Here is a 24,925-nt window from a genome sequence, read left to right as displayed (position 1 = left end):
TTCCTCGAGGCTCGGGTCATTGAATGTCTGGAGTCCGACATGGGGGAATACATCGTCCAACTCGACCACGAGAAGCCTTCACACATCATTATGCCGGCGATCCACAAGAATGCCGGTCAGGTCGCGTCCTTGTTCCACGACAAACTTGGCGTGGAATACACCAAGGACGTTGACCAACTCATTCAGATCGGTCGCAGAGTCCTGCGGCAGAAATTCTTCGAAGCGGACATCGGCGTCTCCGGTGTCAACTTCGCCGTCGCCGAAACCGGCACCCTGCTGCTGGTGGAAAACGAAGGCAACGGGCGCATGACCACCACCGTGCCGCCGGTGCACATCGCTGTCACCGGCATCGAAAAAGTCGTGGAAAACCTGCGTGACGTGGTGCCGTTGCTGTCACTGCTGACGCGCTCGGCGCTGGGCATTCCGATCACCACCTACGTCAACATGATCTCCGGCCCGCGCAAGGAACATGAACTCGACGGCCCGCAGGAAGTGCATCTGGTCCTGCTCGACAACGGTCGCAGCCAGGCTTTCGCCGACAGCGAATTGCGCCAGACCTTGAACTGCATTCGTTGCGGCGCCTGCATGAACCATTGCCCGGTGTACACCCGAGTCGGTGGCCACACCTATGGCGAGGTGTATCCGGGGCCGATCGGCAAAATCATCACCCCGCACATGGTCGGCCTGGCGAAAGTCCCGGATCACCCGAGCGCATCATCGCTGTGCGGTGCCTGCGGTGAAGTGTGTCCGGTAAAAATTCCGATTCCGGCGATCCTGCGGCGCCTGCGCGAAGAAAACGTCAAAGCCCCTGACAGCCCACATCAAGTGATGCGCGGTCAGGGCAGCAAGTATTCGCGCAAGGAACGCTTCATCTGGAACGCCTGGGCGAAACTCAACAGCTCGCCAACTCTGTATCGATTGTTCGGTTTCTTCGCCACGCGCCTGCGTGCGCTGACCCCGAGCAACGTCGGCCCATGGACGCAGAATCACAGCGCGCCGAAACCCGCCGCGCGCTCACTGCACGACATGGCTCGCGAGCATCTGGCCAAACAGGGAGATCGCTGATGAGCGCCAAGCAAAATATCCTCGGCAAGCTGCGGAAAAGTCTGACCGGCACAACGCCGATTGCCGACGATTTCGATGTCGATCTGGTGACGCAGCCTTACACCTACACTGCCGAACAGCGTATCCCGCAATTGCGTAAATTGATGGAAGCGGTGCACACCGAAATTCACCTGACTTCGGGCGAAGAGTGGCCGGCGCTGCTTGCGCAATTGTTGCGTGATCGTCAGTTGCCGAGTTTGTTGATCGCACCGACAACAGCGCATGGGCAGAAAATCACACAGCACTGGATGAACAATCCTGGTCTGCCTGCACTGAAATCCTACGACCGCCCGATGGAAGAGTGGAAAGCCGAACTGTTCAACGACACGCCGGCCAGTCTCACCGGCACCCTCGGCGCCATTGCCGCCACTGGCAGCCTGATCATGTGGCCAACCCGCGAAGAGCCGCGTTTGATGAGCCTTGTGCCGCCGGTGCATTTCGCTCTGCTCAAGGCCAGTGAAATCCGCGACAACTTCTATCAGGTGCAGCAGGAATTCAATTGGGCGCAAGGCATGCCGACCAACGCGTTGCTGGTGTCCGGCCCGTCGAAAACCGCTGACATCGAGCAAGTGCTGGCTTACGGCGCCCACGGCCCGAAAGACCTGGTGGTGCTGATCCTGGAGGACCAATGACGCTTCCTGTGGACTTCCTGCGTGATGCGCAACAACTGATTCCGGCCGAGCGCCGTTTTGATGACCCGTTATCGACTCTGGCCTTTGGTACGGACGCCAGTTTTTATCGGCTGATTCCGAAACTGGTGATTCGTGTCGAGTCTGAAGATGAAGTGGTGGCGCTGCTGAAACTGGCTCAACGTGACCATGTCCCGGTGACCTTCCGTGCGGCGGGCACCAGCCTTTCCGGTCAGGCGATCAGCGATTCGGTTTTGATCGTCCTTGGGGATAACTGGAACGCGCGCGAGATTCGTGGCCAAGGCATGCAGATTCGCCTGCAACCCGGCGTGATCGGCGCACAGGCCAACGCATGGCTGGCACCGTTTGGGCGCAAGATCGGCCCGGATCCGGCGTCGATCAACGCCTGTAAAATTGGCGGCATTGTTGCCAACAACGCCAGCGGCATGTGCTGCGGTACCGCGCAAAACACCTATCACACGCTGGCAGGGATTCGTCTGGTACTCGCCGATGGCACGCGCCTGGATACCGAAGACGCTGCCAGTGTTGCGGCATTTCACACCAGCCACGGTGATCTGCTCGAACGCCTGGCGACGCTGGGCCGCGAGACCCGCGCCAATGCCGAACTCGCCGCACGAATCCGCCACAAATACCGTCTGAAAAACACCACCGGCCTGTCACTCAACGCCTTGGTGGATTTCGATGAGCCTGTGGATATCTTGAGCCACTTGCTGGTCGGCTCCGAAGGCACGCTGGGTTTCATCAGCGCGGTGACTTACGACACGGTGATTGACCACCCGAACAAAGCCTCGGCGCTGATCGTGTTCCCGGATGTCGAGACTTGCTGCAACGCGGTCACCGTGCTGAAAAGCCAACCGGTTTCCGCCGTGGAACTGCTTGATCGCCGCAGCCTGCGGTCGGTGCAGGACAAACCCGGCATGCCCGCTTTCGTACAACAGCTGTCGAACAACGCCTGCGCGCTGCTCATCGAATCCCGCGCCGCCTCTTCCACTTTGCTGCAGGAACAGCTGGCGCAGATCATGGCGTCGCTCAGCGGTTTCCCGGTGGAGAAGCAGGTCGACTTCACCGAAGACCCCGCCGAGAACGCCAAGCTCTGGGCGATCCGCAAGGACACCTTCCCCGCTGTCGGCGCCGTGCGCAAAACCGGCACCACGGTGATCATCGAAGACGTGACCTTCCCGGTCGAACAACTGGCCATCGGCGTCAATCGCTTGATCGAGCTGTTCGACAAACATGCCTACGACGAAGCGATCCTTTTCGGACACGCGTTGGAAGGCAATCTGCACTTCGTCTTCACCCAAGGCTTCAACAATCCGGAAGAAGTCGCACGCTATCAAGCGTTCATGGATGACGTCGCGCAACTGGTCGCGGTGGAGTTTGGCGGTTCGTTGAAGGCTGAACACGGCACCGGCCGCAACATGGCGCCGTTCGTGGAACTGGAATGGGGCAGCGACGCCTATCAGTTGATGTGGCAGCTCAAACGTCTGCTCGACCCGAACGGCATTCTTAACCCGGACGTGGTGCTCAGCGAAGATCCGCAAATCCATCTCAAGCACTTGAAGCCGCTGCCGGCAGCCGACGAGATTGTCGATAAGTGCATCGAGTGCGGTTTCTGTGAACCGGTCTGTCCGTCGAAAGGCCTGACCCTCAGCCCGCGCCAGCGCATCGTCATCTGGCGCGATATTCAGGCGAAAAAACGCGCCGGCGTCGACACCTCCGAACTGGAAAAAGCCTACGAGTACCAAGGCATCGAAACCTGCGCCGCCACTGGTCTGTGCGCGCAACGTTGCCCCGTAGGAATTAATACCGGTGAGTTGGTGAAAAAGCTGCGTGGCCGACACGCGACGCATCAGAAAACCGCTGACTGGATCGAAGGAAATTTCGCCAGGACCCTGCAAGGCGCACGCTTCACCCTGCACGTGGCCAACGGCGCGCGCATGATGCTCGGCGCACCGCGTCTGGCGAAGCTTTCCGCAACGATTACGCGACTGTCCAAAGGTCAGGTGCCGCTGTGGACGAATGCGATGCCGCAGCCAGAGAAGGCGATTCGCTTCAGCCCCAGCGTCTCGGACGCGCGTCCGCGCGTGGTCTATCTGGCGGCTTGTGTGTCGCGGGTCATGGGCCCGGCGGCGGGCGATAAAGAGCAAATGTCGCTGTACGACAAAACCCGTGGCTTGCTGGAAAAGGCCGGCTACCAAGTCGTCTTCCCGGACAATCTGGACAACCTCTGCTGCGGTCAGCCCTTCGCCTCGAAAGGCTACGCCGAACAGGCCGAACACAAGCGTCAGGAGCTGATCAGCGCATTGCTCCACGCCAGTCGCGGTGGTCTCGATCCGATCTATTGCGACACCAGTCCGTGCACGTTGCGGCTGGTGCAGGACGTAGGAGAAACCCGTCTGGATCTGTACGACCCGGTGCGTTTCATCCGTACGCATCTTCTTGATCGACTGGATTTCACCCCGCAAGACTCACCGATCGCGGTACACGTGACCTGCAGCACGCAACATCTGGGCGAAAGCCAGGCGTTGATTGATCTGGCGCGCAAGTGCAGCAACAACGTGGTGATCCCGGAAGGCATTCATTGCTGTGGATTTGCTGGCGACAAAGGCTTCACCACGCCTGAGCTGAACAGCCACTCGCTGCGCTCGCTCAAGGATGCGGTGCAGCATTGCAGCGAGGGGATTTCCACCAGCCGGACGTGTGAGATCGGTCTGACGCAACATGGCGGAATCGACTACCACGGACTGGTCTATCTGGTGGATCGCGTAACCAGGGCGAAGGCCTACTGAAGAAAAATAGAACCCTTGAGTTCGACTGTAGTCCACAGAATAACCCCGACTGATCGGGGTTTTTCTTCCATACGGTTGCCCGTCCTGACGGCCAGCGAAGTCTGGACCCACTCGGTTCAAGGAGATACACATGAAACGTTCTGTACTGTTAGGTCTGTTCGTTACTGCATCGATGATGGCGTCCACTTCGTTTGCTGACGGCAAGCCTGCCGACTTGTGTGATGCCAATATTCAGACCATTGAAAATGGCAAGGGGCAGCTGTCATCAAATCCGGAACTGACTCAGCGCGCTGAAACCAGTGTGGCCAAGGCCAAGGCGCTCAAGGCTCAAGGCAAAATCGACGATTGCATCGCGGAAACCTCGCAAACCATCGTGGAATTGCGCAAATCCACCGGTACCAACAACTGATCAGCGTCCCGGCCAACCTTCGGGTTGGCCTTGTGGGCTGATTGGCGTACACTGCGCATGCTTGTTGCTCAAACAGATGTACTGAGCAATGAGTTCGGGGCCGTTTAGGATTCGACGCCGGTTGCGAAACTCTAGGTGCATGCCGACTTGGTAACAGAAGTCGTAAATCCACTGTTGCAACTACTTATAGTTGCCAATGACGACCAATACGGTGTTGCTCTCGCTGCTTAATTGCAGCTGACAATGCTCCTGGTACCTTCGGGTCCAGCAATCATCAGGGGATGTCTGTAAACCCAAAATGATTGTCATATAGAACAGAATCGCCGTGCAGTACGTTGTGGACGAAGCGGCTAAAACTTACACAACTCGCCCAAAGCACCCTGCCATTCGGGTCGCTGAGGGTTAACTTAATAGAAACGGCTACGCATGTAGTACCGACAGCGGAGTACTGGCGGACGGGGGTTCAAATCCCCCCGGCTCCACCAAATAGCAATCTAGACCTGTCTCAGACAGTCTACGAAACACCCCAAGAAGCCCGCCCTGTGCGGGCTTTCTTGTTTCTGGCTGCATCTCCTCATCTACCCCTACACGAACCGCCCGTGTATCCTGCCGTGTATCTTCTGTAATAATTGAAACTAGGGGGTACAAGGAGTGAAGCGCAGCGAAATCAAGCGCCGCCCACTGGCCGACACGGTGCTGTCGACCCTTGAGCCAGAGGTAAAGGAATACCGTTAACATGACGGGGACAGCTTGTACCTGCGCGTGCGCCCGGACGGGAACAAGTCATGGCAGCTGCGCTACAAGAAAGCTGACGGCAAATGGTCGTGGCTGGGTTTGGGCAGCTATCCCACAGTCAGCGGCGCTATGGCTCGCAAGAAAGCGGCAGAGTTGCGAGCAGACGCGGCGCAAGGCAGCAATCCAATGGCGACCAAGCGCGCCAGAAAAGCGGCTGAGGACGAAGCCGCCGGCCACACGTTCGAGTCACTTGCTCGTGAGTGGTACGCGGCCAAGCGCAAGAGCTGGACTGACGGCACCGCGGTACGAACCATAGGAGCTCTGGAGCTTCATGTTTTCCCCGTCTTTGGCAAAAGGATCTATCGCGAGATCCTGCCAATGGAATGGATGGAGTTTCTGCGGGCGATGGAGCAGAAAGGAATCATTGAGCAGACCAGTCGTGTCCGCGGTATGTGTCGCGAGATTTACGATCTGGCGCGGGTCACCGGTCGCGCAACACACAACCCACTGGAGGGCCTGCACAAATTCCTCCAAACCAAGGCCGCCGAGAACTATGCCCATGTATCCCCGGAAGAGTTACCGCCCCTCTTACGGGCGATCCGAGCGTACCCAAGCGCGACCGATACCCGCATAGGTCTTCACCTGCTATCCATGCTCGCTTGCCGCCCTTCAGAGTTGCGCGAAGCACGCTGGTCCGAATTCGACCTGGAGAAAGCCCTATGGTCGATCCCGGCCGAGCGCATGAAGCGCCGCCGAGAGCACTTGGTGCCACTGCCAACTCAGGCACTCGAGTTGTTGCGAAATTTGCAAGTGCTCACCGGTGCCTACCCGATGCTATTTCCAGGCCGAAGCGATACAACCAAAGCCCGTTCCAATACGGTATTCCTGATGGCACTGCGCCGTCTCGGGTATGAAGGCCGCCAGACTGGGCACGGTTTCCGCCATATCGCCTCGACGATTCTTAACGAGCACGGATTTGACGAAAACCATATCGAAGCCCAGCTCTCTCACGTCAAAGAGGGCATTGCCGGTGTTTACAACAAAGCGATCTACCTACCCCAGCGTACAACCATGATGCAATGGTATGCAGATCACTTGGACAAGCTGACCAATGGGAATGTTGTCGCGATCAAGAGGGCCTGATCCGGGCCTTCCATTGTTCTCATAGACAGATATAGACTGAGCCCCATTACTGTTCAGATAGCCAGTATCAGCCGTCAGCAGCGCTTACTTTTTTCTAGTCAAAGCATGCAATTCGCACATGGCGACCAGCTATCTATAACTAAAAGGAACGCCAGGGGGGCGGAATGACAAAAAAATCCAGCTATGTCTCTCTGGAGACTTCGTGCTCGTTGCTGAAGACAACGAATCCAGCATTGCTTGGCGCTATAGCTGATCAACTCAGCTCTATAGTGGAGCCAGAGTCTGAATTCAATCCTGAAACCATCTACGTGAATGGCAGTTCTGATCCAGACGGTCGCCCTCCAATCACCTACCTAGACATCTCAAGATATTTCAGAAAAGCCACTGGGAAATTTGTGCCAGTGCTTTTCGAAACTCCATTTGAGATCGTCGAATCGCACACCGTGATGGTTAGTCGTGAGTGGCTCAGAGATAAAGTAGAAGCGGCTAAAGAAAGACTCGGACAAATCCAACCAGCCCAAGTCGAAACCGTCCACAGCTCTCAAATTCTTAAGATGGCCAATGCGAGCTTCATCAGCACTTATGAAGATCAGCCCCCAGCCCTTGACTCTGACGGTTACAGAGATCTTCAAAGAAAGCTAGCCATCCAAAATGATCAAAGAAAGGCTCAGGAAGCGGCTAGCAAGGACGCCATAGCTCGACTTCATGCTGAAAGTCGCTTAGCCGTAGTAGAGGCGTTACTCGCTGAAGCTAGAGCCAAAGAGAAAACGCTGTCTGATGAAAATCGGAGCTTCTATAACGAGCTGACTGCAAAAGATCGAAAAATACAGGACCGGGATTTAGAGATACTAAGCCTTACGGAGAGAATGACGACCTTTGCGGCCTGTTTTAACCCCTACTCACCGCTACACCCTGCTGGCCTGAATGAAGCCTTTGAGTGCTGGACCGAACTTACACAGAGTGGCACCTACAACCCATCGGGACCTGGAGGGCGCGGCGCACTCAGTCTCGTCTTGGACTGGCTCAGAGAGCGCGGTGATCTGGAAGTGGGGACGTTAAGGAATCCAAGCGCGAAGGCCAAACGCCTCTCGGTAATTATTGGCTGGCGCGGGACCGGAAGTGGAGCTATCAGATCAAGATAATAGGTCACCCATTTCAAGCCCGCGTATTCATTGGCTATCAGGTTTTAATGGTGGATAAGAAATACAAAATAGGTGACCTATTACCAATAATGGGTGACCTATTCGTTGGATAACGTGCACATTCATTCTGTCTCCCGTCATCTATACAAAGGGGGATAAACAATATGCACACCACGCTATCCAATACTCAGCCCGCCGCTGCGATCACTCACCAATTCGACCCGGCCACGATCATCATCCGTATCAGTGAACTGTCGGTGATCACCGGATACGCCCGTCCGACGATCTACAAGCGCCTTAAAGACGATCCGACCTTTCCCCGCCCCGTTCCGCTGAGCAATAGCAAATCGCGTGGGGCACCTGTCGGCTGGATTTTGGCTGAGGCGCAAGCCTGGGTGCGCCAGCGCATCGCTTTGCGCGAGGTGGCCGCCTAATGAACAAAAAAAAGGCCGACCAACAGACCAGTCACAAAAACACTCAAGTCGAGAATACCAGCGGCACCGCACAACGCGCTCGCCTTTTGGAGCGCCTGCAGCTGGTCCGATTGATACCTTCACCGCCATCCGCGAGCTGAATATCGTTCGCCCGGGGGCGCGCATCAACGAGCTGCGTGACATGGGCCACAGGATCATGACGGAGCGCCTCACGCTGACCGACGATCAAGGTCGTACCCATCGCGGCATGGCGCTCTACTACCTCAGTACCAACCCGCCGGCGGGGGGCACAGCATGAATATCATTCCACTTACCCATGTGGGAGGCGAGCCTCGCGTGGACAGCCGCCAGCTCGCCAAGCAATTGGGCAATCAGCACAAAAACGCCCTTGCATTGATCGAGCGCTACACAGACAAATTCAAAGAATTCGGATTGCTCGCGTTTCAAACGGAGGCAGTGAAAGAGCCAGGGCAGCGGGGTACCAAGCATCTCAAGTACTTCCTGCTCAATGAGGATCAAGCATTCTTCCTGCTGTCGCTGTCCCGTAACACGGACCACGTCGTGGAACTGAAAGCGAGCCTCATCATGGCTTTTCGCGAAGCCCGATATGGATACGCCTCTCAGACGCTGTTAGCCCGCAGGAACGAAGCCAGCATCAGTGGTCGCCGGCTGGCACACTGGCGTTATGACAAGCCAGGCGTGTACGCCCATGTCGCCCATCTGAGAGAACAGCTGAAGCTGCCGATCGACGTGGAGGACTTGCACCCATGAACGCCTTGCTCATTATCGGGGATGAACAGTCGATAACTTTTCTTGCCAGCAGTCGCGCCCGTCGGTGTGGTTCATCTGTCGCTGAAAATTCAGCGACCGGGCGTAGGAACCCGAGAAGCAAAAGGCGCAACAGCGCCCAGATCACTTCTGCAAGCGTTTTTTTTCGCTTGCAGTTCCGTGTTATGGCGGCTGTGTGCGGGCAGGCTTCGGCCTGGCCGGGCTCCTTTTGCCCCGGTATTCCTACCCCGCGCACAGCTGCCACCCAATCCCGTAGGAAGGATCATGGCAGCTCCTCGTTAGCAGAAGGAGCTTTACAGATGCCGGCCCTCATTCCGTCCGCAATTCGCGCCCTTGCTCACCGCCGTATGGCTCTGAGCGCTCTCCGCGCAAACTCGTCCCTCTCCGTCTCTCGCCCGCTACAAACGAGCTGGCGTCCTGCAAAAGATCGCTGGTGCGGTATTGGTCGTTGTGGGGGCTGTGCTGACGTTTGCTTCTGGAGGGACCGCAACACCGCTCACCTCTGCGATGATGACTATGGGGGCGGCCATGGCATTCGGTGGCGTCATTCAAATGCTGAGCCCGGTGGCTAAGGGAATAAAAACTAGCGCTGCGCCCGAAAACATCCCCGGTTATGCCTTCGGCAGTGCGAAGAACACCACGGCCAGCGGCAACCCGGTGCCGCTCTGTTACGGCAAGAGTCGGGTAGGCGGTGCAATTATCAGCGCCGCGATTTACGCCGAGGACCAGATGTGACTGCGATATGCCAGTGCTACAGTTGCAACCTCATGACAAGGAGTTCCCATGCTGAATATCGCCGCTGCAACTGCCCTGGTCTCCCTGATGACAGGTTGCTCTACCTCTTCCGTATCGTTCGACCAGGCCAAGCCTGTGCCTGGTGACAGGGTTATGGCATACGGGAAAAAGCCTGCCGGTCCATACGGAACAATTCAGGTTGCACGAGACACGGGCTTCGTAGCTGGCGGGTGTTTCGTTGCCGTCCATGTTGACGGTCGGCCAGTTGCACGAATCGACACCGGCGAAGCGGTAAGTTTGTACGTTCCCGCCGGTGACCACCTGGTGGGACTTGGTGCGGATGAGCGCGGATCGGGTTTGTGTAGTTGGTCGGGGCCACTCAAAGAGCAATCAGCGGCATTGAAGGCGAGCCAAGTGAAGCGGTTCCGAATCGGTGGCGATACGAATGTCGGCTTAGATATTCGCCCTAGCTCTATTTAACAATCAACTAACGATCGAAGTGGACGATTTGGTCTGAGTAAGGCGATATCGTCTGCCTCGTCGACCGCCTCGCTGGGGAGCTGGCAACCACACCGGTAATTACCGAAAGCAACCTGCTTGGGGATCTGCGTTCTGGGATCTTTCAGCTATGCACTACTGACTAAAGGTATGAAGGCAATGGATGAAATACTTGATGAACTCGGCCGTGCGCTCTCAGAGCGAATCAAGTTCACAGACGAAGAGGACGAGGAGCTGGCCACGCGGCTTGAGAGTGCAATCGAATGCCTCACCAAGCTCGAGTGCGAGCCCTTCAGAGTCGCTCACGCTCAACTCTCGGGTCTACTCCATAAGCATGGAGAGGTAAGTGTGCCTTTTCTGATTTTCATATTCGAAAAGCATTTTCGATCTCTTTCCCATTTGAATATTTTCGAAGTACCGAAGAGAGAACCCTCTAATTTGAGCGAGGAGGAATTTCAAGCCCTGACCTATCGCTGTATGCAGTTCCAACAAAAAGACGGCATTCGTATTTCAACTTACCGCATGCCAGACATTACACCGCTGTCTGCAGAAGAGGTGCTGCCCTGGGTTGAAGACTTGCTTAACTACGCTGCAATTACTCCTACCGAAAACGCATATTTGACCGCCGAAATGGCAATGATCGGCAATTATCTTGGCATGTCCAGAAGCCTCACACTAAAACTAAATCAAGTCGACGAGACTTACTTACAGTTTGAGTCAATCTTGCAGCGACTATGCCTGGATGGTCACCAGCAACTTGCGAGAGATACCGCTGAGGAAGCGTTCGTCTGCTCGCATGCCGACGGTGTACCAGAGTGTGGGCACTATTGCCGCTTCACACTGTTCACTTCACAAATGAATCCAATCGATGCAGCGCTTCACGCCTGCCTGCTTGCAATGACCCTGCAGTCGCTTGAAAGCGTCACAAATACTTTCTACGCTCGCGTACTGATCGGCGTATTTACGTTTTATCGAACCTTTGGTTTTTTCGAGTTGGCCGACTCTTTGCACGATGACATTCAAGCGTTACCGACTTTGAATGAGTATGATCGACAGAGAATCACGCTGGCTTTCTTGAATATGTTGCTACTCAAGCATGACCCGGATGTTCTAAGCCGTGCCACCTCCTACGTGGAAGTCAACTTCGAAGCCATATCGGCTTTTGGTAAGGCGTCGCTGGTACCGTGGCTAGGCATGATCTGCAATCTAAAGACACTTTATCCTGGAACGTACGCCCACCAAGCCCCACTGATTGCACTGGAGTCGTATATCGAGGAAAATTTAGCGACCGCGCAACTTGAGTCTATTAAGGACCTTGTCCTACGAAACCGCCCCAATGCTAAAGAGCAATTGCGCCAAAGCCTTGAACAGTTGACGAAATCGCGCAATATAAGCGACCACGTGTATGAAGCTAATCTGTTGCAAGTAAGGGCCTCGCGGGTTATTGAGAGCTCGCTAGAGGTGGGGGATATCGAAGGCATCCTATTGGGTCATCAAGCAAAATCCGATGGCAGCTTGGCGTTCGACCTTGCCAAACGATTACCTCGACATGCGCTAATTCGCCATGATGCTGAGACCTTGCAACGTGGTGCCGGGCGATTCGAAGATTACCTGAGCCAGACACGGAGTAAGCTACTTGCCCATCCGGATTACCGCTATGTTTGGCTGGGATTTGAGGGAGAACGCGCCTACTTCCTGATTCACGAAGAAGGAAAATTCATTGCGTACGGGTATATTCCCGGATGCACACAATCATCAGTCAAGGAATGGCTAGCGGATATTTTGCCAGACCTTGGATTCAACGACAGTCCGCCTGGTCAGGGGCCTTTCAAGATTCGCGAAGATATATGGAGAGAGGAAAGCGAACGCATTCAGAGCAGCGTGCCAAAATTTCACCTGCCAAGAAGCAGCAAATGCACTGTCGTATTTTCTGATGTGGAGATGTCTTGTTTTCCCCATAACTTGCTGGTTGATCTAACTAGCGAGGGCCAACGTCAAGCCTTGTGTAGTCCGTTGTCTCTGGATCACTACCTCCGCTGTACTCCAAGCGATCTTAATCTATCTAAAGTTAATGTCTGGGCCCCCCTTGCTGAAGAGGATGGCGCTATCGAGCTAGCCTATAGCCGGTTAAGACAGCACATGGACGATCACCCTGCAGACTACAAAGAAGGACTGTTACCCTCATTCGAGTCGGAGGCGGACGTAAAGCTGTTTATCTGCCACGGTGGGCGTGATCCCGATGGTGGCTTCACTGGTCTGTACCCAAGCGATAACAAGAAGTACACAACACCTAGCATCCTTGGTACTGGCAAAGTAGCCGTGCTATTCGTTTGTCACGGCGGGCATATAGCATCTGACCTCTATGCACGAAGCTTCCAAACATTAGCCAAGACCCTTTTGTTTGCAGGTTATGAGGCGGTAATCGCACCTGCATGGAGTCTCAACGTAACTATCCCTGGGCCTTGGACAGAAGTGTTTCTGCATCAGTTAAAGACGGGGCAGAACATTGTCAGCGCTGCATATGAGGCTAACCAGCGGATCAAACAAATCTATCCGGTAGAAAGCGCCTGGGCTGCCATGCACGTGTTTGGCAACCCTCACCTTAGAGGAGCTGAGCTATCGACTTGATGTACGTAAACTTTATTCGCCCGGCTTAAACTAACCGGGCAAGTGATAATTTTTACGTCCTCAATTATCCACGACGCCAGCACGCCAATCAGGCGCTGACCAGATCACTGGTATCCACTCTAGCATCCACGGTTCAGGGCTAATCCAGCGCGGATACCTTAAGTGATGACCATGCGCGGTGACCACCAATGGTGACCGCTCTCCCCCTGGTCACCGACGCACCATATCCCCCTTTCTGAAACACCCAACTGAAGGCTGGCGCCCAGTTCCGGCCGGCGTGTTTCGCGCAGTTCGTCGCGCACTAGGTCAACACGCGAAGCAATCTCCCGGCAAGTTCTTACGCGCCCTTCACGCAGTGTCTTCACGCACCTGGAGTGCGTGAAGGTGAACGTTCCGATGGTGCGGGGCTTTGTGCCGGCGGGATGCAGCCAGATACGTACTCGCCGATGCCTGCCGGCCGCAGGTTCGCACTTCTGGTTCGCACCCTCCTACGCGAGCTGGTGCGAACCCGGCTAGTGGTTACCACGCTAGTTACCAGTGCAAGCGGCTGCCAGTCGCCATTTTCCAATGTGGTTTCCACGTTATTACATTGGTTTCCACTGGCAACCCGTCGCTCGCGCCCTCCCCCTACGGATGAGCTCCGTAGTAAGCTTTCGGTAGACTCGGCGATGAATCGATTTGGGGTTCAGTTAAGCCATTAGTGCTTACTGACAAGGGCAGGCAGCCGTTCGCAGGAAAACCCCCAGTATTCTTCGCCAACCCCGTGATTGCCAGCCCTATCAATGCGCAGTCACGTCAACGACCTAAAAGGATGAAGTTATGGGTGTGATCAACATCACTCGCGGTGAGCAAGATGCGTTACAAGAAGTTGATACAGACGTGCTGGATGAGCTCATCAAGCAATGTGTAGCTGAAGAGTGCCCAAATCCTCTGCAGTCTCTCCGCCTTGAGAGCTGCGGCGCATACGTTGCGTCAGAACTTCGCACTTTCAAAAAAGCGCTGATTACATATGGAAATGCGAAAACTGCAAAAAAGAGAGATGAGACAAAATGTGATGCCCTACGCGCTGGCGATGACTTGACACACGCGGTGTGGCAGATGAAGCACCGGCTTGAAACGGAAGAGAAGGAAGGGCAGCTATTCTTTGTTGACGACCAGATAATACATCCCTCTTTTTTTAGCGAACGACTAACTTTACGAGTAGGTTATCGCTGGCGCAGGACAGTCGAAGATGAGTGGGTATACGACAGCATCACCTTTTCCCATGTTGCGGATTTGCGAAGTGAACTAGCAAATTCTTCCATCTCGAAAAAGACGACTGCCGCCAAACGGGAACAGAAACAGAGAGAGCTAAGTTATCAGTGGCAGTACCTCGTGAGCCTAGGCCTACAAGCTGTCAGAGACTATTTCAGGGAGGGTCGTGATGGGACGTTGATCCCCGCAACATTCCAGGTGAAAGCCGATCGAGGTTTGAATAACTACAGCGCCCAGTTCTGGTTAGTTCAACCTTAGTTTCTGAGTAATCGCGCATGCTTGTCAGCGTGCCTCAATGCGTCAGCTATCAATGAGGACTGGCTATAAGCACCCGAGTTCGCACATAGGTTCGCAACCACCATTGCGCGCGAACCGCCCGCGCTAACTTTCACAACCAAGCCGTAAAACTCAAAGCAGCGCACACGCCCCCGTGACCACCAGCAATGGCGGGGAACGGAGCTTTCCCACGAGATTCACCCCATAAGCAGTGAGTTTGACTGGAAAGACTCAACTGAACAGAAAATTGTTCTGCGAGTCGTCTTGGGCGACCTCTCTCAATGGGAAACACCCCATGGAAGAGTGACATCTGCATATTCAGCTACATTGATTCGCATCATGCGGAGGGATACGGGTATGCCGTCAATGGAAATAGCGCTCGTGGGCGGAGAGCGCGCTTCGCCGGCGCCAGGCCTCAAAGGCGAGTGTCAACTGTGCGGAAAGCCCGCGCAGGCAAAATGCGGTCCAATCATCCGCTGGCACTGGGCGCACGCAGGCCGGCGGCACTGCGACCCGTGGATGGAGAATGAAGACCCATGGCACCGCGCCTGGAAAGCACTGTTTCCATTTGAATGGCAGGAGGTCGTTGCCCACGACGCCAAGGGTGAGAAACATATCGCGGATGTGAAGCGGCCCGACGGGACGGTGGTAGAGCTTCAAAATTCTCCGATGGGCATCGAGGAAATGAACAGCCGCGAGACGTTCTATAGGGAGCGGATGATCTGGATCGTGAACGGGGAGAAGTTCAAGGAGAAAATCCGAATCGGTGACGCTTTGCCTGATCCTTATAATCCGAAAGTCAGAGAATTCAAATTGGCTATGCCGGTTTACGCCCCATGGACAAACGTATGGCGGAAACCCTGCTTGGATGGAGGTGCCTTCGCATACTTTCGTAGGAGCGATATCGCTGCTGCGACTTCACCACGGCCTATGCTGGAGCTCCTCCACGGCAATGACTTTGATGGAGCGGTTCAGGAGTCTTATCGCGGGCAACATACATGGTCGTGGCGGAAGCCACGCGAAGGCTGGTTTTTATCTCAACGAACCGTAATATTTGATCTCGGGGAGAGTGGGATGTGGGCGATTGGGAATATGACCAAGCTCCATGCCTCCAGCGAATCTCTCGCCGCGCCCTGATGGAGTCGCTGCTGTCTGGCGCAACGCCCGACCTCACTTGGTCACTCGTCCCCTATACCGAGTGGGTAATGCTCGAACCTCTTTGACCACGCTTTGACGGAATGTGAGATAGGCGTGAGACGGAATCCAGGCTGGATGGTCGTCCAAGGCTTATTCCGTGCGGGATACGTCAAAGTAGGACGCTTGGCCGTCTCAAACCCCTTACAACCCCTTTGCGGATTTTGGACAGGCTCTGGACGGATTGACGGGCGCATTTTGTTAGGTGCCGGCCGAACGCCCCAGCCATCAAGGGCAGAAAACCACGGAAGGCTGACTTGGTGCTGAAGCAGTCCAGAATGGATGAGCGAGCATCAGTGAAGGAGCGGCCATAAACCTTGACCAGCCTTGACGGAGCCTTGAAGAAACTCTTGACGGGCTCTAGACGGATTGGCGGTTCCCGATGCTGCAGAAGTGAACTGAGATGCGCGGTACATAAGGGCTACGAGCGTCTAAGACCATCAGAGCACCACCAACAGCATCTAGAGTTTTCAGCGCACTCGTCAAAGTGCACCGTCAAGGAAACAACTGATGAAGACCGACTGACACGGATGCTTTGCATTACGGGCAGGCTCGTGCCTTGCCTATTTTTTATGCATGCCCTTCAGAAGCCAATGTCGGCGACATGAAGTGGCGCACGATCAGATCAGTGGTAGGTACTTCCTTGAACTCCAACTGCTGCAGCAAGCTCATCATAATATTCGATGCAGGCAGGCAACGAACCAGCATCCGACGGTTTCCCTGCGCCAGTTGTGAAACCAACTCATTGACAGCAAAGCGTGCCAACCCGCGACCACGCCACTGAGGATCAATCACTAGTACATTCAGATCCATCACGCTTGCATCGGGAGTAGCCATAAGTATCAGATAACCCACTGGAACATCGTCAACTGTGATTGCAATGAGTGATACACGAACCGGCTTTTCTTCAGCTAACGTCTCAATCTGAGATCGCAGTTCGGCTAAATATTCCTCTATTTCTTCAGAAGTCCTTAGCCCAAAAAAATGAGCATTTTCTGCCTCAAATTGCAGCAGACCACCAAGGGCTTTTAGATCATCTACTCGGCCAGAGCGCAGATTGATGCAAGGCTCAGCCTGCTTAAACAAACGTTGAAATAACTTCATGGGCATCCCTGTTTTCTGAAAGTAAATATCCCGCAGGCCAACGCGTATGTGAATCACATATCAAGACATTCAGACGCACATACATTTACAGCTACCTGAGAGTCGCGTGGGCTGAGAAGACGAGTTAGAGCGCCGGCAGGAGAATTCGGTCGACCGCGAGGCTAGCAAAGTGCCACACCAACCGTCCACCAAGCCGTAAAGGATCGATCAATCTCAAGCGCACATATGTTTTGCCTAACAACGGAAGCATGTCGCGACACCTGCCCTACCGAAATGTGAGCTCAGGTTGACTAAGGCTATCTTGGGATAGCACTCGCTACCCCGAAACGAGGTAGTGGAAAGATCACTGGGCGGCACCTTGACCACGCCCGCACCTATGAAGGGTCTAACCAAATCGGCTCCGCTTGGATTCACCCATGACCCGGCTATACAGATCCCCTTAGGCATCGCTTAAACAATGGCTATACACAACCCTCTAGGCATCGATGATTTTTTCGGGCGCAGAATGGTCTCTTGAGCAGTGAGCAGTGAGCAGTGAGCAGTGAGCAGTGAGCAGTGAGCAGTGAGCAGTGAGCAGTGAGCAGTGAGCAGTGAGCAGTGAGCAGCTTGTGCCATGCGCTGAACGTCAATACCAATAAACCAATGCTGATACGCTTTCGTTTTCACAGATGGAGGAAATCCGATGATTGGCCCTGTTATTGCAGCGGCTTCCATCCGTCAGATAAAGACGAATAGAACCCAAATTTTTCACCAATCTTGTAGCGGATTTGGTCAGACGATATAGAGTCACCGTAAACGACAACTCAAACGCAAGCACCAACACACTGAGAAAACGCCCTAGAGGGCTTCAACCATGAAGCGCGCCCCACACCACCGCCACGACCCTTATTCAAAGGAGGACATGCTTTCTCTTTATTTGCATGTGTCGTCGTCGTGCGCACAAGTTGCCGCAGCTTCGAGCAGCGATCTGGAAGCATCCTCTGATGACGCGAAAATTCGAGTTGCTATCAAAGACGCGATTGTGACTCTCGGTGAGCTAAACGAGCTAGCCACCGAAGCTGGGCGTTCTATGCTCAACAATACACCTCCACGTCATGCTATTGAGGATGAGCCCTTTTCCGATATAGCCAGCGCGCTGCGTACTCTGGAGTCTCTCCTGGACAGTAAAGCTGACGTGTACTCAAATGCCCCTAGCGTCTGCGGCGAGTTCAGCGTACTTCGTAGAAATCTGGCTCTAACCAGGTCTCGTATGGCACAAAACTCTATGGTTTTGAGGCAAATGTCCCATGTGCCTGAGGTCTACGAAAGCGCGGTAGATATGAAAGGGCTGGAGGCCTTGGCTTCTGCTTCAACAGAGCGCCTGCATCAGCTTGTGAACTGACGCTGTATGACAATCACTGTCGAATATAGCTCCGACACATACGACGACCTTTTTAAGGATGTGCTCGACCAGTATCCGACACTGGGGAAAAACCTCCTTGAAGATTTCCGTACTTACATAGCATCCAACAGAAATATTCTTCCAGATTATTTTGGTCGCGATACCTCTTACACCCAACCGTACGAGGCTTTTATTGCCTGTTTGATGCATATTCATATTGCGATCCCCCCGCTAGTGTTCTCCAAAAACAAACCGCAATACGACCGCACATGCCCGGGTGATCCAGCAAAGGACGCAGCGTTAGTGTATGTGAATGGTCTGTTAGATGAGGATCACTATGTTCTCATCGCCCTTCTTCATCCGGGCGCTCATAGCAGAGCTCGCAACGAAAAAGTGATGAAACGACTAGCGGCGGTAGCGAAGGATTTCCGCGATACCCACTGACTTCCCAGGCGCCCTCTTCCTTTCCGAAGCCTTCCTGCAACGTTTTCATTTTCTCGAATGTAGTCGAAGCGATGCCTTCCCCTGGAGTACTCACTTCCTTATGTCCTCGAGCGCACTATCGTGAACCGAGATAATCCGGATGGAATCCCTCTCTGTGGGATTGAACCAGCGTCGCTACTTTTTGTAGTCGCTCGCCCAGTGGAAAATCGGGCAAAGATGTACCAGCAACGAGCACTGTGTATCCCTTGGTGTACCCCTAACACCACCGCATCGCATAAAACCATTTAAAAACAGTCAGTTATCACTCACGCTCAAATGACCCCGGCCCACCAACTCTCAACGACAAAGCCTGCCTAGTGCGGGCTTTGTCGCATCTGGCCGTCCCATCCAGCCCCTACCGCCAAAAACCACCCCGCCCACACACCTTAATGCTCATGCCGATGATGCACATCCGGAAAATGCGCATGGCTATGCCGAATCGGCACATGCACATGCGGATGACTGTGCGGCTCCTTTCCATCCCACTCAAACCCGTGTGCATGCTGATGATGCTCGTCGTGTGTATGACGATGCTCATGCTCGAGCAGTTCGTGCTGATGCTCATGAGCATGGTTCTCCATCAAGTGAATCCATACCCCCACGGCCATCAACGCCGCTGCGAGCAGGAACATCAGCGATACCGACTCGCCCAGTAGCAGAATCGAGATCGCTGCGCCCAGAAACGGCGCGGTGGAAAAGTACGCGCCGGTGCGCGCACTGCCCAGCCCGCGCAGGGCGAGGACGAACATCACCAGGCTGACGCCGTAACCGAGAAACCCGACCAGCAGGATCGGCAGCAGCGAGTCGGCTGCGGGCAGTTGTTTGCCGATAAACAAGGCGAGGCTGCAATTGACCACCCCCGCCACAAGACCTTTGCTGCCCGCGATAAACAGTGCATCCGAGGCAGAGACCTTACGCGTCAGGTTGTTGTCGATGGCCCAGCAAAAGCAGGCGAAAGCGACGGCCAGCGGGCCTGTCCAGTCCTGCGCCGACACAGCCTCCTGCGGCCAGGACAACACGACCCCGCCGGCCACGATGGCGAGCATGCCGATCACGATTCGCCGATCGGCATTTTCCTTGAACACGACCCAGGCCAGCAGTGCCGTGAGCACTGATTCCAGATTGAGCATCAGTGACGCGCTCGCGCCGGACGTTCTGGTCAAACCGAACATCAACGCCACCGGTGCCAGCACGCCGCCGAAGCCGATGGCTCCGATCAGCCACGGCCATTCGCCGGCTCCGAGTCCGGAACGCTGCCAGCCTCGATCGCGGGCAAAACGCAGGACGGTCAAACCCAGCCCGCTGCCCAGACAGAGCAACCCGGCCAATAGAATCGGTGAAATCTGTACACCCAACAGCTTGGCGAGTGGCGTACTGGCGCCAAACAACGCTGCCGCAACCAACGCGTAGAGCACGCTCACATTCATGACGGAATCACTCGCTCGGGCCGATGGAATGCCGGTGATGATCATGGCAGAACTCAGGTGAGCATTATGTGAATCGTTCCGCCCGCTGACTACATGCTTGAGATGGCTTTCCGTGATCACCGCGACTGCCGTCCGGTTTTATCGCCACGCCCTCCTTCCCACAACGAACGTCCTAGGAAAATTCCCGCAACACGCGTCGACTTTGATGAACTGGTGGACAACTCCTCAGGGCGTTACGCTCCACGACCACTGCCAACCAGCGGACGGTTTGGCAGCCGCAATTGAAGTGAATGTTTACTCCACGGAGCTACGTCATGAAAAAAACCCCACAGCTTTCGCTGGTTGGCTCGGCACCGTCCGATGCGCCAACGTCCAGCACCCAACCGCCATCGAATACCAGCGAAGCGCACAAGCGGCGCCGTAGCGTCCCGCTCAATCAGCTCATCAGGGTGCGCGACGATGTCGACACACTGACCCTGCTCACCCACGCCAGCGAAATTCTCGATTCCCTCGCGGCCATCAGCGCAAACTTTGCCGATGAGTTCGACGGTTCGAAACGCCATGTGGCGGTGGCGATGAAGCAATTGAGCGCACTGGCCGAGATCCTGATTTGTCGGGCACGGGACAATCTTGATCCGCAGAAACCACAGAACACTACCGGGCCTGAAACCCGCCATTGACGGGAAAAACCCCGGCGCTCGGTTGTGCATCGAACTGCATTGGGGCCGCCCATCGAGATGAATTTTTCTTCACTGCAGCTGCGCGGCCAACCCTTGTACAGTCCGCTCGCTCATTCAAGAAACTACGGTTCGCCCGCGCTCCTGCGGGCTTTTTTTTGCCTGAAACAAAGTCCCTTCTGCGCCACGACTTGCCGTAACCGGGGTGATTGCGCGACTCTGCCTGCAGATTCCACAAGCCGGAGCGCCCGATGCCGCTGTTGACCCTGCCCTGCCGACGCCTGACGCTCTCGATACTGGCTCCGGACCAGGCCGAACTTGAAAGCGAGTTCTACCGACGCAACCTGCGCCACCTCGCGCCATGGTCGCCCATCCGCACCACCGAATATTTCTCTTCCGAGCAGATTCGCCGGCGTCTCGACGTGCAGGCCAGCGCATTCGAGGCCGGGCTGGCCATGCATTTTGCCCTGCTGACCCCGGACGGCCAGCAAATGATCGGCGCCTGCAACTTCAGCGGCATCATTCGTGGTGCCTTTCAGGCGTGTTATCTGGGTTATCACATCGACGAGGCCCAACAGGGTCAGGGCTTGATGCAGGAAGCGCTGGAGGCTGGTATCTCTTACATGTTCGAGACCCAGAATCTGCACCGGATCATGGCCAACTACATTCCGGGCAACGAACGCAGTGCACGCTTGCTGGAGCGCCTGGGCTTCGAACGTGAGGGTTACGCCAAGGCGTATCTGAACATTGCCGGGCGCTGGCAGGATCATGTGCTGACGGCACTGGTCAATCCGCTGTTCGAAACTCCGGACAAGCGTTGGTCGCGACGACTGGCCTGAGCTTCACAATTTATTCAGGATTGCCGCCGTATGCTCAGGCTCCCGCCCCTTCCGGTTGCCTGAAAGCCATGTCGCGTGCCGCCACTTCGCTGTTTCTGCTTGCTGCCCTGCTGTTTTTCTTCGCGCTGGGTAACCATCAATTGCAAGGCTCCACCGAGGCCCGCGTGGCCGGCATCGCCATGGAGATGCATCTGGACGACGACTGGGTGACGCCGCGCCTGTTCGGTGAACCGTTTCTGGAAAAACCACCACTGAGCCTGTGGCTGGACGCTGGCGCGATGCGCGTATTCGGCGTTTCACCGTGGGCCGTACGACTGGCGTCAGCGGTTGCCGGGTTGCTCAGCGTGATGCTGCTGTATGGCATGTTGCGGCGTTTCGAGCGGCCGAAAATGATTGCCTGGACCGCAGGCATTCTGCTCGCGACCATGGCCAGTTACTGGAGTAATGTGCGCGGCGTCGGTGAAGATGCATTGCTCGCCCTCGGCGTGACCACGGCGCTGCTGGCCTTTTTCCAGGCGCAACGGGCATCGACGCCAGGCAACTCGCTGCTGTTTGTCGTCGGAATTGCCATCGCTACATTGAGCAAAGGTGTGCTGGGGCTTGCCATGCCGGGGGTGGTGATTTTTGCTTATCTGCTGACCGACAACCTGATGGACAAGCGCCTGAAAATCGCCGACTGGCTGCGACCGGGCTTACTGACCCTGATCGGCTTGATTCCGCTGCTGATCTGGCTCGTCATCCTCTTTCAGCACGGCGGCGCGCAGGCCGTCAAAGAGGTGTTGCTGACCAACAGTGTCGGGCGCTTCAGCGGTTCGTTCGTCGAGGCCGGGCACTACGAACCGTTCTATTACTACCTAGCCAAACTGCCGGAAGCCTTCCTGCCGTGGAACATTCTGGTGTATCTGGGGCTCTGGCATTTCCGCAAACAATTGAAGGCCAACCGCTACTTGCTGTTTTTCAGCCTGTGGATCGTTGCGCAGTTCATCATGCTGACGTTGGCATCGAGCAAGCGCACGGTGTACCTGATGTCGATGACGCCAGCTGCAGCGGTGATCGCGGCAGAATATGCAGGCGTGTTGTTCGAACGATTGAAGCAGTACGAATCCGCCAATCGATTCGTAGGCCGAATCGCCCGTCACCGTCAGACATTGGCAGTAACTGTGCTCACGCTGGTGATCGGCAGTTACCTCGCGGCCGCGCAATGGGCACTGCCCCACGCCGACAAAAAGCTTTCATTCCTGCCATTGAGTGCAGAGATTCAGACATTGCAAACAGCCGGGCATCAAGTCGCGCTGTTTCAGGCCAATGAGCGGGTCGGTGGCGCGACGGTCTTCTATACCCAGCAAGTACTCAAAGGGCTGGATACCGAGGCGCAGTTGCGAGACTTCCTCATGGCCTCGCCCTCGCATGTCGTGGTGATGGCCGGCGACAGCGAACCCGCGCCTCCCCTGAAGGTGCTCAAAACCATGCTGGTCGGACGACAGGCGTATTACTTCGTCGGCTATTGAGGCCTGCGCAGCCGCATAAAAAAACCCGCCGGTGATTGGCGGGTTTTTCATTTGATCCGCACGGGCTCAGATAGAGACCTCAGCACTGAAAGCTTTCTGCTCACGCTTGCTCAGCACCGGCACATCCAGCCGCGCCCGGCCGTAGAACGCCAACGCCGTCAGCAAACACGCCAGCCACACGAAGATTCCGGCCCAGAAGGTGTGGGACATGTAATGCCAGCCCTGCAGAACACGAGTAGTGCCGTAAATGAACCCCAACAGCAGCGAGCCCCACAAGATTGCACTGGAAAAACGCCATTGATAGCGCCGCGCCACGAAATACAGCGCCAGCATGGTGAAGCCGCCCGACGCATGACCACCCGGCCAGCACCGGCCACTACCGGCTTCATGGAACAGTTGAAAGTTGCTGTACCACTCAATGTGAGCCATTTTCCCGCCGTACAACGTGGTCTCGATCGGGCAGTAAACGCTGGTGTGGGATTTGAGGAAATGAATCACCCCGGTGCAGACCGCAAACGCGACCACCACAAACAGAAAATCCCTACGATGATCAGCGGCAAATCGCAGCACTGGCGCGACTTTGCTGCGCTCCAGCATCGCAGCGAGGCGCGGACGCTTGTGCGGATTGACCAATGGCCAGACCAGCGACAGCAGCGCGCCGATCAGCGCGATTTCAGCCGTCCAGTTGGGAATGATCCGCGCCCATTTGTGGGTGAGCTTTTCAAAAAAGTGGATTTTGTCGAGCGGGAAGGTCTGGGTCAGCGGATCGAACAGCAGGTTGCTGAAGGCGATGTCGATTTTGGTCATGTCGAACATCAGGAACACCAGCGCCGCACAGGCGAGCGGAATACCAAAATTGTAAGCGTAGAAACGGGATTTCATCGGGTGGTCACCGTGCGCCAGTCGGAAGCTTCAATAAAGCCGAGCATCTTGGGAGCCGCCGGACTGGCAGCGGAAACAAACAATGACGAGCCATAACCCATGTCCGAGACTGGCACTTTGAGGTCTTTCTCGATTTGCGCCATGCATTCGCTGTGGGTCACCAGGACCAGATTGCGACCGGGAACCTTGTGGGCCAACGCGTCCTGCAACATGCGGCCCCGGCAGTTGATCAGCCAGTCGTCGCCGCTGGCGGCATGGTTGAACATGTAACCGGCGGTCTGCACCGTGCGCATCGACGGGCTGTTATAGATGTCGGCGTTGTTCAGGCCCAGTTGCTCGAACCTTGCACCGACCGCCACCGCGACACTGCGCGAGCGATCGGTGATGCCGTCATTGCCACTCAGGCACGCCGCTTTGGAGTGATCGCAGCGTTCGACATGACGCACCAGCACGATCATCTCGCCCTTTGCCCAACCGGCTGCCAACGCCTGCGCACCGGCGACATTGCCGTGCGCGAGATCTGGCACCGCCGCCGGCGCCAGCAACCACAGGGTTACGGGGATCACCCATACCGATGCCGCCAACACCACCCAGGTGTTGCGAAAACGCGCCAAAAAGCTCAGATCGATCGAGCGTTTGACGCCGAACAGACTCAGTCTCAATTCCACAAAAACCGCCTCGCCACTCTGCATCACGGGTTCATTCGATGCGGCGAAAGTACAGAGGCGGGCGTGGGCAGCCAGTGAAACCCATGTGAAAAAAGTCTTGGGATCCGATGTTACAAATTCCGTAGGACAAAATCCTTTCAGCTCTGGGAAATGCGGCCGATACAAACCTGCTAACA

The 24,925-nt window shown here is 55.6% G+C and carries 21 protein-coding genes, 1 other RNA gene and 2 pseudogenes; 20 read left to right on the top strand and 4 right to left on the bottom strand.

The features are described 5' to 3' along the window. From ACIF4X_RS14040 to ACIF4X_RS13970, 15 genes and pseudogenes are all read left to right on the top strand, one after another. A partial coding sequence (locus ACIF4X_RS14040) for a lactate utilization protein B (protein ID WP_397482598.1) occupies positions 1 to 1,065 on the top strand: 1,065 nt, incomplete at its 5' end. Continuing rightward, on the top strand, positions 1,065 to 1,736 hold the full coding sequence (locus tag ACIF4X_RS14035) for a lactate utilization protein C (protein WP_397482597.1): 672 nt from the start codon (positions 1,065 to 1,067) through the stop codon (positions 1,734 to 1,736). The genes ACIF4X_RS14040 and ACIF4X_RS14035, both read left to right, overlap by 1 nt. After that, complete coding sequence (locus ACIF4X_RS14030; protein ID WP_397482596.1) at positions 1,733 to 4,543, top strand: FAD-binding and (Fe-S)-binding domain-containing protein; 2,811 nt, start codon at positions 1,733 to 1,735, stop codon at positions 4,541 to 4,543. The genes ACIF4X_RS14035 and ACIF4X_RS14030 overlap by 4 nt, the downstream gene beginning before the upstream one ends. 130 nt (positions 4,544 to 4,673) lie before the next feature. Further along, entirely contained in the window at positions 4,674 to 4,952 is a 279-nt protein-coding gene (locus tag ACIF4X_RS14025) for a hypothetical protein (RefSeq protein WP_322845855.1), read from the top strand. A 96-nt stretch (positions 4,953 to 5,048) separates the two neighbouring features. Continuing rightward, positions 5,049 to 5,437: a transfer-messenger RNA gene (ssrA, locus tag ACIF4X_RS14020) on the top strand. Between the two features lie 166 nt (positions 5,438 to 5,603). After that, a pseudogene (locus tag ACIF4X_RS14015) lies at positions 5,604 to 6,830 on the top strand (tyrosine-type recombinase/integrase). Between the two features lie 164 nt (positions 6,831 to 6,994). Continuing rightward, on the top strand, positions 6,995 to 7,972 hold the full coding sequence (locus tag ACIF4X_RS14010; RefSeq protein WP_397482595.1) for a hypothetical protein: 978 nt from the start codon (positions 6,995 to 6,997) through the stop codon (positions 7,970 to 7,972). A 164-nt stretch (positions 7,973 to 8,136) separates the two neighbouring features. Beyond that, positions 8,137 to 8,406 (top strand): helix-turn-helix transcriptional regulator, encoded by a 270-nt coding sequence (locus tag ACIF4X_RS14005; RefSeq protein WP_397482594.1) that lies wholly within the window; start codon positions 8,137 to 8,139, stop codon positions 8,404 to 8,406. After that, positions 8,324 to 8,704, top strand: coding sequence for a helix-turn-helix domain-containing protein (locus ACIF4X_RS14000; protein WP_397482593.1), 381 nt, complete (start codon positions 8,324 to 8,326; stop codon positions 8,702 to 8,704). The genes ACIF4X_RS14005 and ACIF4X_RS14000 overlap by 83 nt, the downstream gene beginning before the upstream one ends. After that, positions 8,701 to 9,177 (top strand): Rha family transcriptional regulator, encoded by a 477-nt coding sequence (locus ACIF4X_RS13995; RefSeq protein ID WP_397482592.1) that lies wholly within the window; start codon positions 8,701 to 8,703, stop codon positions 9,175 to 9,177. The genes ACIF4X_RS14000 and ACIF4X_RS13995 overlap by 4 nt, the downstream gene beginning before the upstream one ends. Positions 9,178 to 9,564: 387 nt before the next feature. Continuing rightward, positions 9,565 to 9,930: pseudogene (locus tag ACIF4X_RS13990) on the top strand (tail assembly protein); the annotation flags it as partial. A 48-nt stretch (positions 9,931 to 9,978) separates the two neighbouring features. Then, positions 9,979 to 10,410 (top strand): hypothetical protein, encoded by a 432-nt coding sequence (locus ACIF4X_RS13985; protein WP_397482591.1) that lies wholly within the window; start codon positions 9,979 to 9,981, stop codon positions 10,408 to 10,410. Positions 10,411 to 10,587: 177 nt separating this feature from the next. Next, a complete protein-coding gene (locus ACIF4X_RS13980; RefSeq protein WP_397482590.1) occupies positions 10,588 to 13,056 on the top strand; it encodes a hypothetical protein in 2,469 nt (822 codons plus the stop codon). An 819-nt stretch (positions 13,057 to 13,875) separates the two neighbouring features. Beyond that, complete coding sequence (locus tag ACIF4X_RS13975) at positions 13,876 to 14,568, top strand: hypothetical protein (protein ID WP_397482589.1); 693 nt, start codon at positions 13,876 to 13,878, stop codon at positions 14,566 to 14,568. Positions 14,569 to 14,943: 375 nt separating this feature from the next. After that, positions 14,944 to 15,723 (top strand): hypothetical protein, encoded by a 780-nt coding sequence (locus ACIF4X_RS13970; protein WP_397482588.1) that lies wholly within the window; start codon positions 14,944 to 14,946, stop codon positions 15,721 to 15,723. Positions 15,724 to 16,350: 627 nt separating this feature from the next. Here the strand turns inward: ACIF4X_RS13970 and ACIF4X_RS13965 are convergent. Further along, on the bottom strand, positions 16,351 to 16,884 hold the full coding sequence (locus tag ACIF4X_RS13965) for a GNAT family N-acetyltransferase (RefSeq protein ID WP_397482587.1): 534 nt from the start codon (positions 16,882 to 16,884) through the stop codon (positions 16,351 to 16,353). An 853-nt stretch (positions 16,885 to 17,737) separates the two neighbouring features. Between ACIF4X_RS13965 and ACIF4X_RS13960 the strand changes: the two genes are divergently transcribed. Beyond that, a complete protein-coding gene (locus ACIF4X_RS13960; RefSeq protein ID WP_397482586.1) occupies positions 17,738 to 18,265 on the top strand; it encodes a hypothetical protein in 528 nt (175 codons plus the stop codon). A 6-nt stretch (positions 18,266 to 18,271) separates the two neighbouring features. After that, positions 18,272 to 18,709 carry a type II toxin-antitoxin system YafO family toxin gene (locus ACIF4X_RS13955; RefSeq protein WP_397482585.1) on the top strand — a complete coding sequence of 146 codons (438 nt, stop codon included), beginning with the start codon at positions 18,272 to 18,274 and terminating at the stop codon, positions 18,707 to 18,709. A 425-nt stretch (positions 18,710 to 19,134) separates the two neighbouring features. Here ACIF4X_RS13955 and ACIF4X_RS13950 read toward each other — a convergent pair whose 3' ends face one another. Beyond that, positions 19,135 to 20,175 carry an EamA family transporter gene (locus tag ACIF4X_RS13950; protein WP_397482601.1) on the bottom strand — a complete coding sequence of 347 codons (1,041 nt, stop codon included), beginning with the start codon at positions 20,173 to 20,175 and terminating at the stop codon, positions 19,135 to 19,137. A gap of 314 nt (positions 20,176 to 20,489) precedes the next feature. On the opposite strand from ACIF4X_RS13950, the gene ACIF4X_RS13945 reads away from it, so the two are divergent. The 3 genes from ACIF4X_RS13945 (at position 20,490) to ACIF4X_RS13935 (ending at position 23,199) form a co-directional block, all read left to right on the top strand. After that, complete coding sequence (locus ACIF4X_RS13945) at positions 20,490 to 20,855, top strand: DUF6124 family protein (protein ID WP_397482584.1); 366 nt, start codon at positions 20,490 to 20,492, stop codon at positions 20,853 to 20,855. 248 nt (positions 20,856 to 21,103) lie between these two features. Beyond that, the gene (rimJ, locus tag ACIF4X_RS13940) at positions 21,104 to 21,691 is read left to right on the top strand and encodes a ribosomal protein S5-alanine N-acetyltransferase (RefSeq protein ID WP_397482583.1); all 588 of its coding nucleotides are present in this window, start codon (positions 21,104 to 21,106) and stop codon (positions 21,689 to 21,691) included. Between the two features lie 68 nt (positions 21,692 to 21,759). Further along, positions 21,760 to 23,199, top strand: a complete 1,440-nt coding sequence (locus ACIF4X_RS13935; protein ID WP_397482582.1) for an ArnT family glycosyltransferase — start codon at positions 21,760 to 21,762, stop codon at positions 23,197 to 23,199. Between the two features lie 66 nt (positions 23,200 to 23,265). Here ACIF4X_RS13935 and ACIF4X_RS13930 read toward each other — a convergent pair whose 3' ends face one another. Both ACIF4X_RS13930 and ACIF4X_RS13925 read right to left on the bottom strand, forming a co-directional pair. Then, a complete protein-coding gene (locus tag ACIF4X_RS13930; protein WP_397482581.1) occupies positions 23,266 to 24,081 on the bottom strand; it encodes a phosphatase PAP2 family protein in 816 nt (271 codons plus the stop codon). Then, positions 24,078 to 24,749, bottom strand: coding sequence for a histidine phosphatase family protein (locus ACIF4X_RS13925; protein ID WP_397482580.1), 672 nt, complete (start codon positions 24,747 to 24,749; stop codon positions 24,078 to 24,080). Before ACIF4X_RS13925 ends, ACIF4X_RS13930 begins: the two co-directional genes overlap by 4 nt. Positions 24,750 to 24,925 lie beyond the last annotated feature (176 nt).

Origin of the sequence: Pseudomonas sp. NPDC085632 (genome assembly GCF_044541255.1) — a bacterium.
GTDB lineage: Bacteria > Pseudomonadota > Gammaproteobacteria > Pseudomonadales > Pseudomonadaceae > Aquipseudomonas.
This window is presented reverse-complemented; position numbering and strand designations above follow the sequence as displayed.

Coding starts and splice junctions, on each gene's coding strand:
- ACIF4X_RS14035 (WP_397482597.1), top strand. CDS start 1,065: ATGAGCGCCAAGCAAAATATCCTCGGCAAGCTGCGGAAAAGTCTGACC.
- ACIF4X_RS14030 (WP_397482596.1), top strand. CDS start 1,733: ATGACGCTTCCTGTGGACTTCCTGCGTGATGCGCAACAACTGATTCCG.
- ACIF4X_RS14025 (WP_322845855.1), top strand. CDS start 4,674: ATGAAACGTTCTGTACTGTTAGGTCTGTTCGTTACTGCATCGATGATG.
- ACIF4X_RS14010 (WP_397482595.1), top strand. CDS start 6,995: ATGACAAAAAAATCCAGCTATGTCTCTCTGGAGACTTCGTGCTCGTTG.
- ACIF4X_RS14005 (WP_397482594.1), top strand. CDS start 8,137: ATGCACACCACGCTATCCAATACTCAGCCCGCCGCTGCGATCACTCAC.
- ACIF4X_RS13995 (WP_397482592.1), top strand. CDS start 8,701: ATGAATATCATTCCACTTACCCATGTGGGAGGCGAGCCTCGCGTGGAC.
- ACIF4X_RS13985 (WP_397482591.1), top strand. CDS start 9,979: ATGCTGAATATCGCCGCTGCAACTGCCCTGGTCTCCCTGATGACAGGT.
- ACIF4X_RS13980 (WP_397482590.1), top strand. CDS start 10,588: ATGGATGAAATACTTGATGAACTCGGCCGTGCGCTCTCAGAGCGAATC.
- ACIF4X_RS13975 (WP_397482589.1), top strand. CDS start 13,876: ATGGGTGTGATCAACATCACTCGCGGTGAGCAAGATGCGTTACAAGAA.
- ACIF4X_RS13970 (WP_397482588.1), top strand. CDS start 14,944: ATGCCGTCAATGGAAATAGCGCTCGTGGGCGGAGAGCGCGCTTCGCCG.
- ACIF4X_RS13965 (WP_397482587.1), bottom strand. CDS start 16,884: ATGAAGTTATTTCAACGTTTGTTTAAGCAGGCTGAGCCTTGCATCAAT.
- ACIF4X_RS13960 (WP_397482586.1), top strand. CDS start 17,738: ATGAAGCGCGCCCCACACCACCGCCACGACCCTTATTCAAAGGAGGAC.
- ACIF4X_RS13955 (WP_397482585.1), top strand. CDS start 18,272: ATGACAATCACTGTCGAATATAGCTCCGACACATACGACGACCTTTTT.
- ACIF4X_RS13950 (WP_397482601.1), bottom strand. CDS start 20,175: ATGAATGTGAGCGTGCTCTACGCGTTGGTTGCGGCAGCGTTGTTTGGC.
- ACIF4X_RS13945 (WP_397482584.1), top strand. CDS start 20,490: ATGAAAAAAACCCCACAGCTTTCGCTGGTTGGCTCGGCACCGTCCGAT.
- rimJ (WP_397482583.1), top strand. CDS start 21,104: ATGCCGCTGTTGACCCTGCCCTGCCGACGCCTGACGCTCTCGATACTG.
- ACIF4X_RS13935 (WP_397482582.1), top strand. CDS start 21,760: ATGTCGCGTGCCGCCACTTCGCTGTTTCTGCTTGCTGCCCTGCTGTTT.
- ACIF4X_RS13930 (WP_397482581.1), bottom strand. CDS start 24,081: ATGAAATCCCGTTTCTACGCTTACAATTTTGGTATTCCGCTCGCCTGT.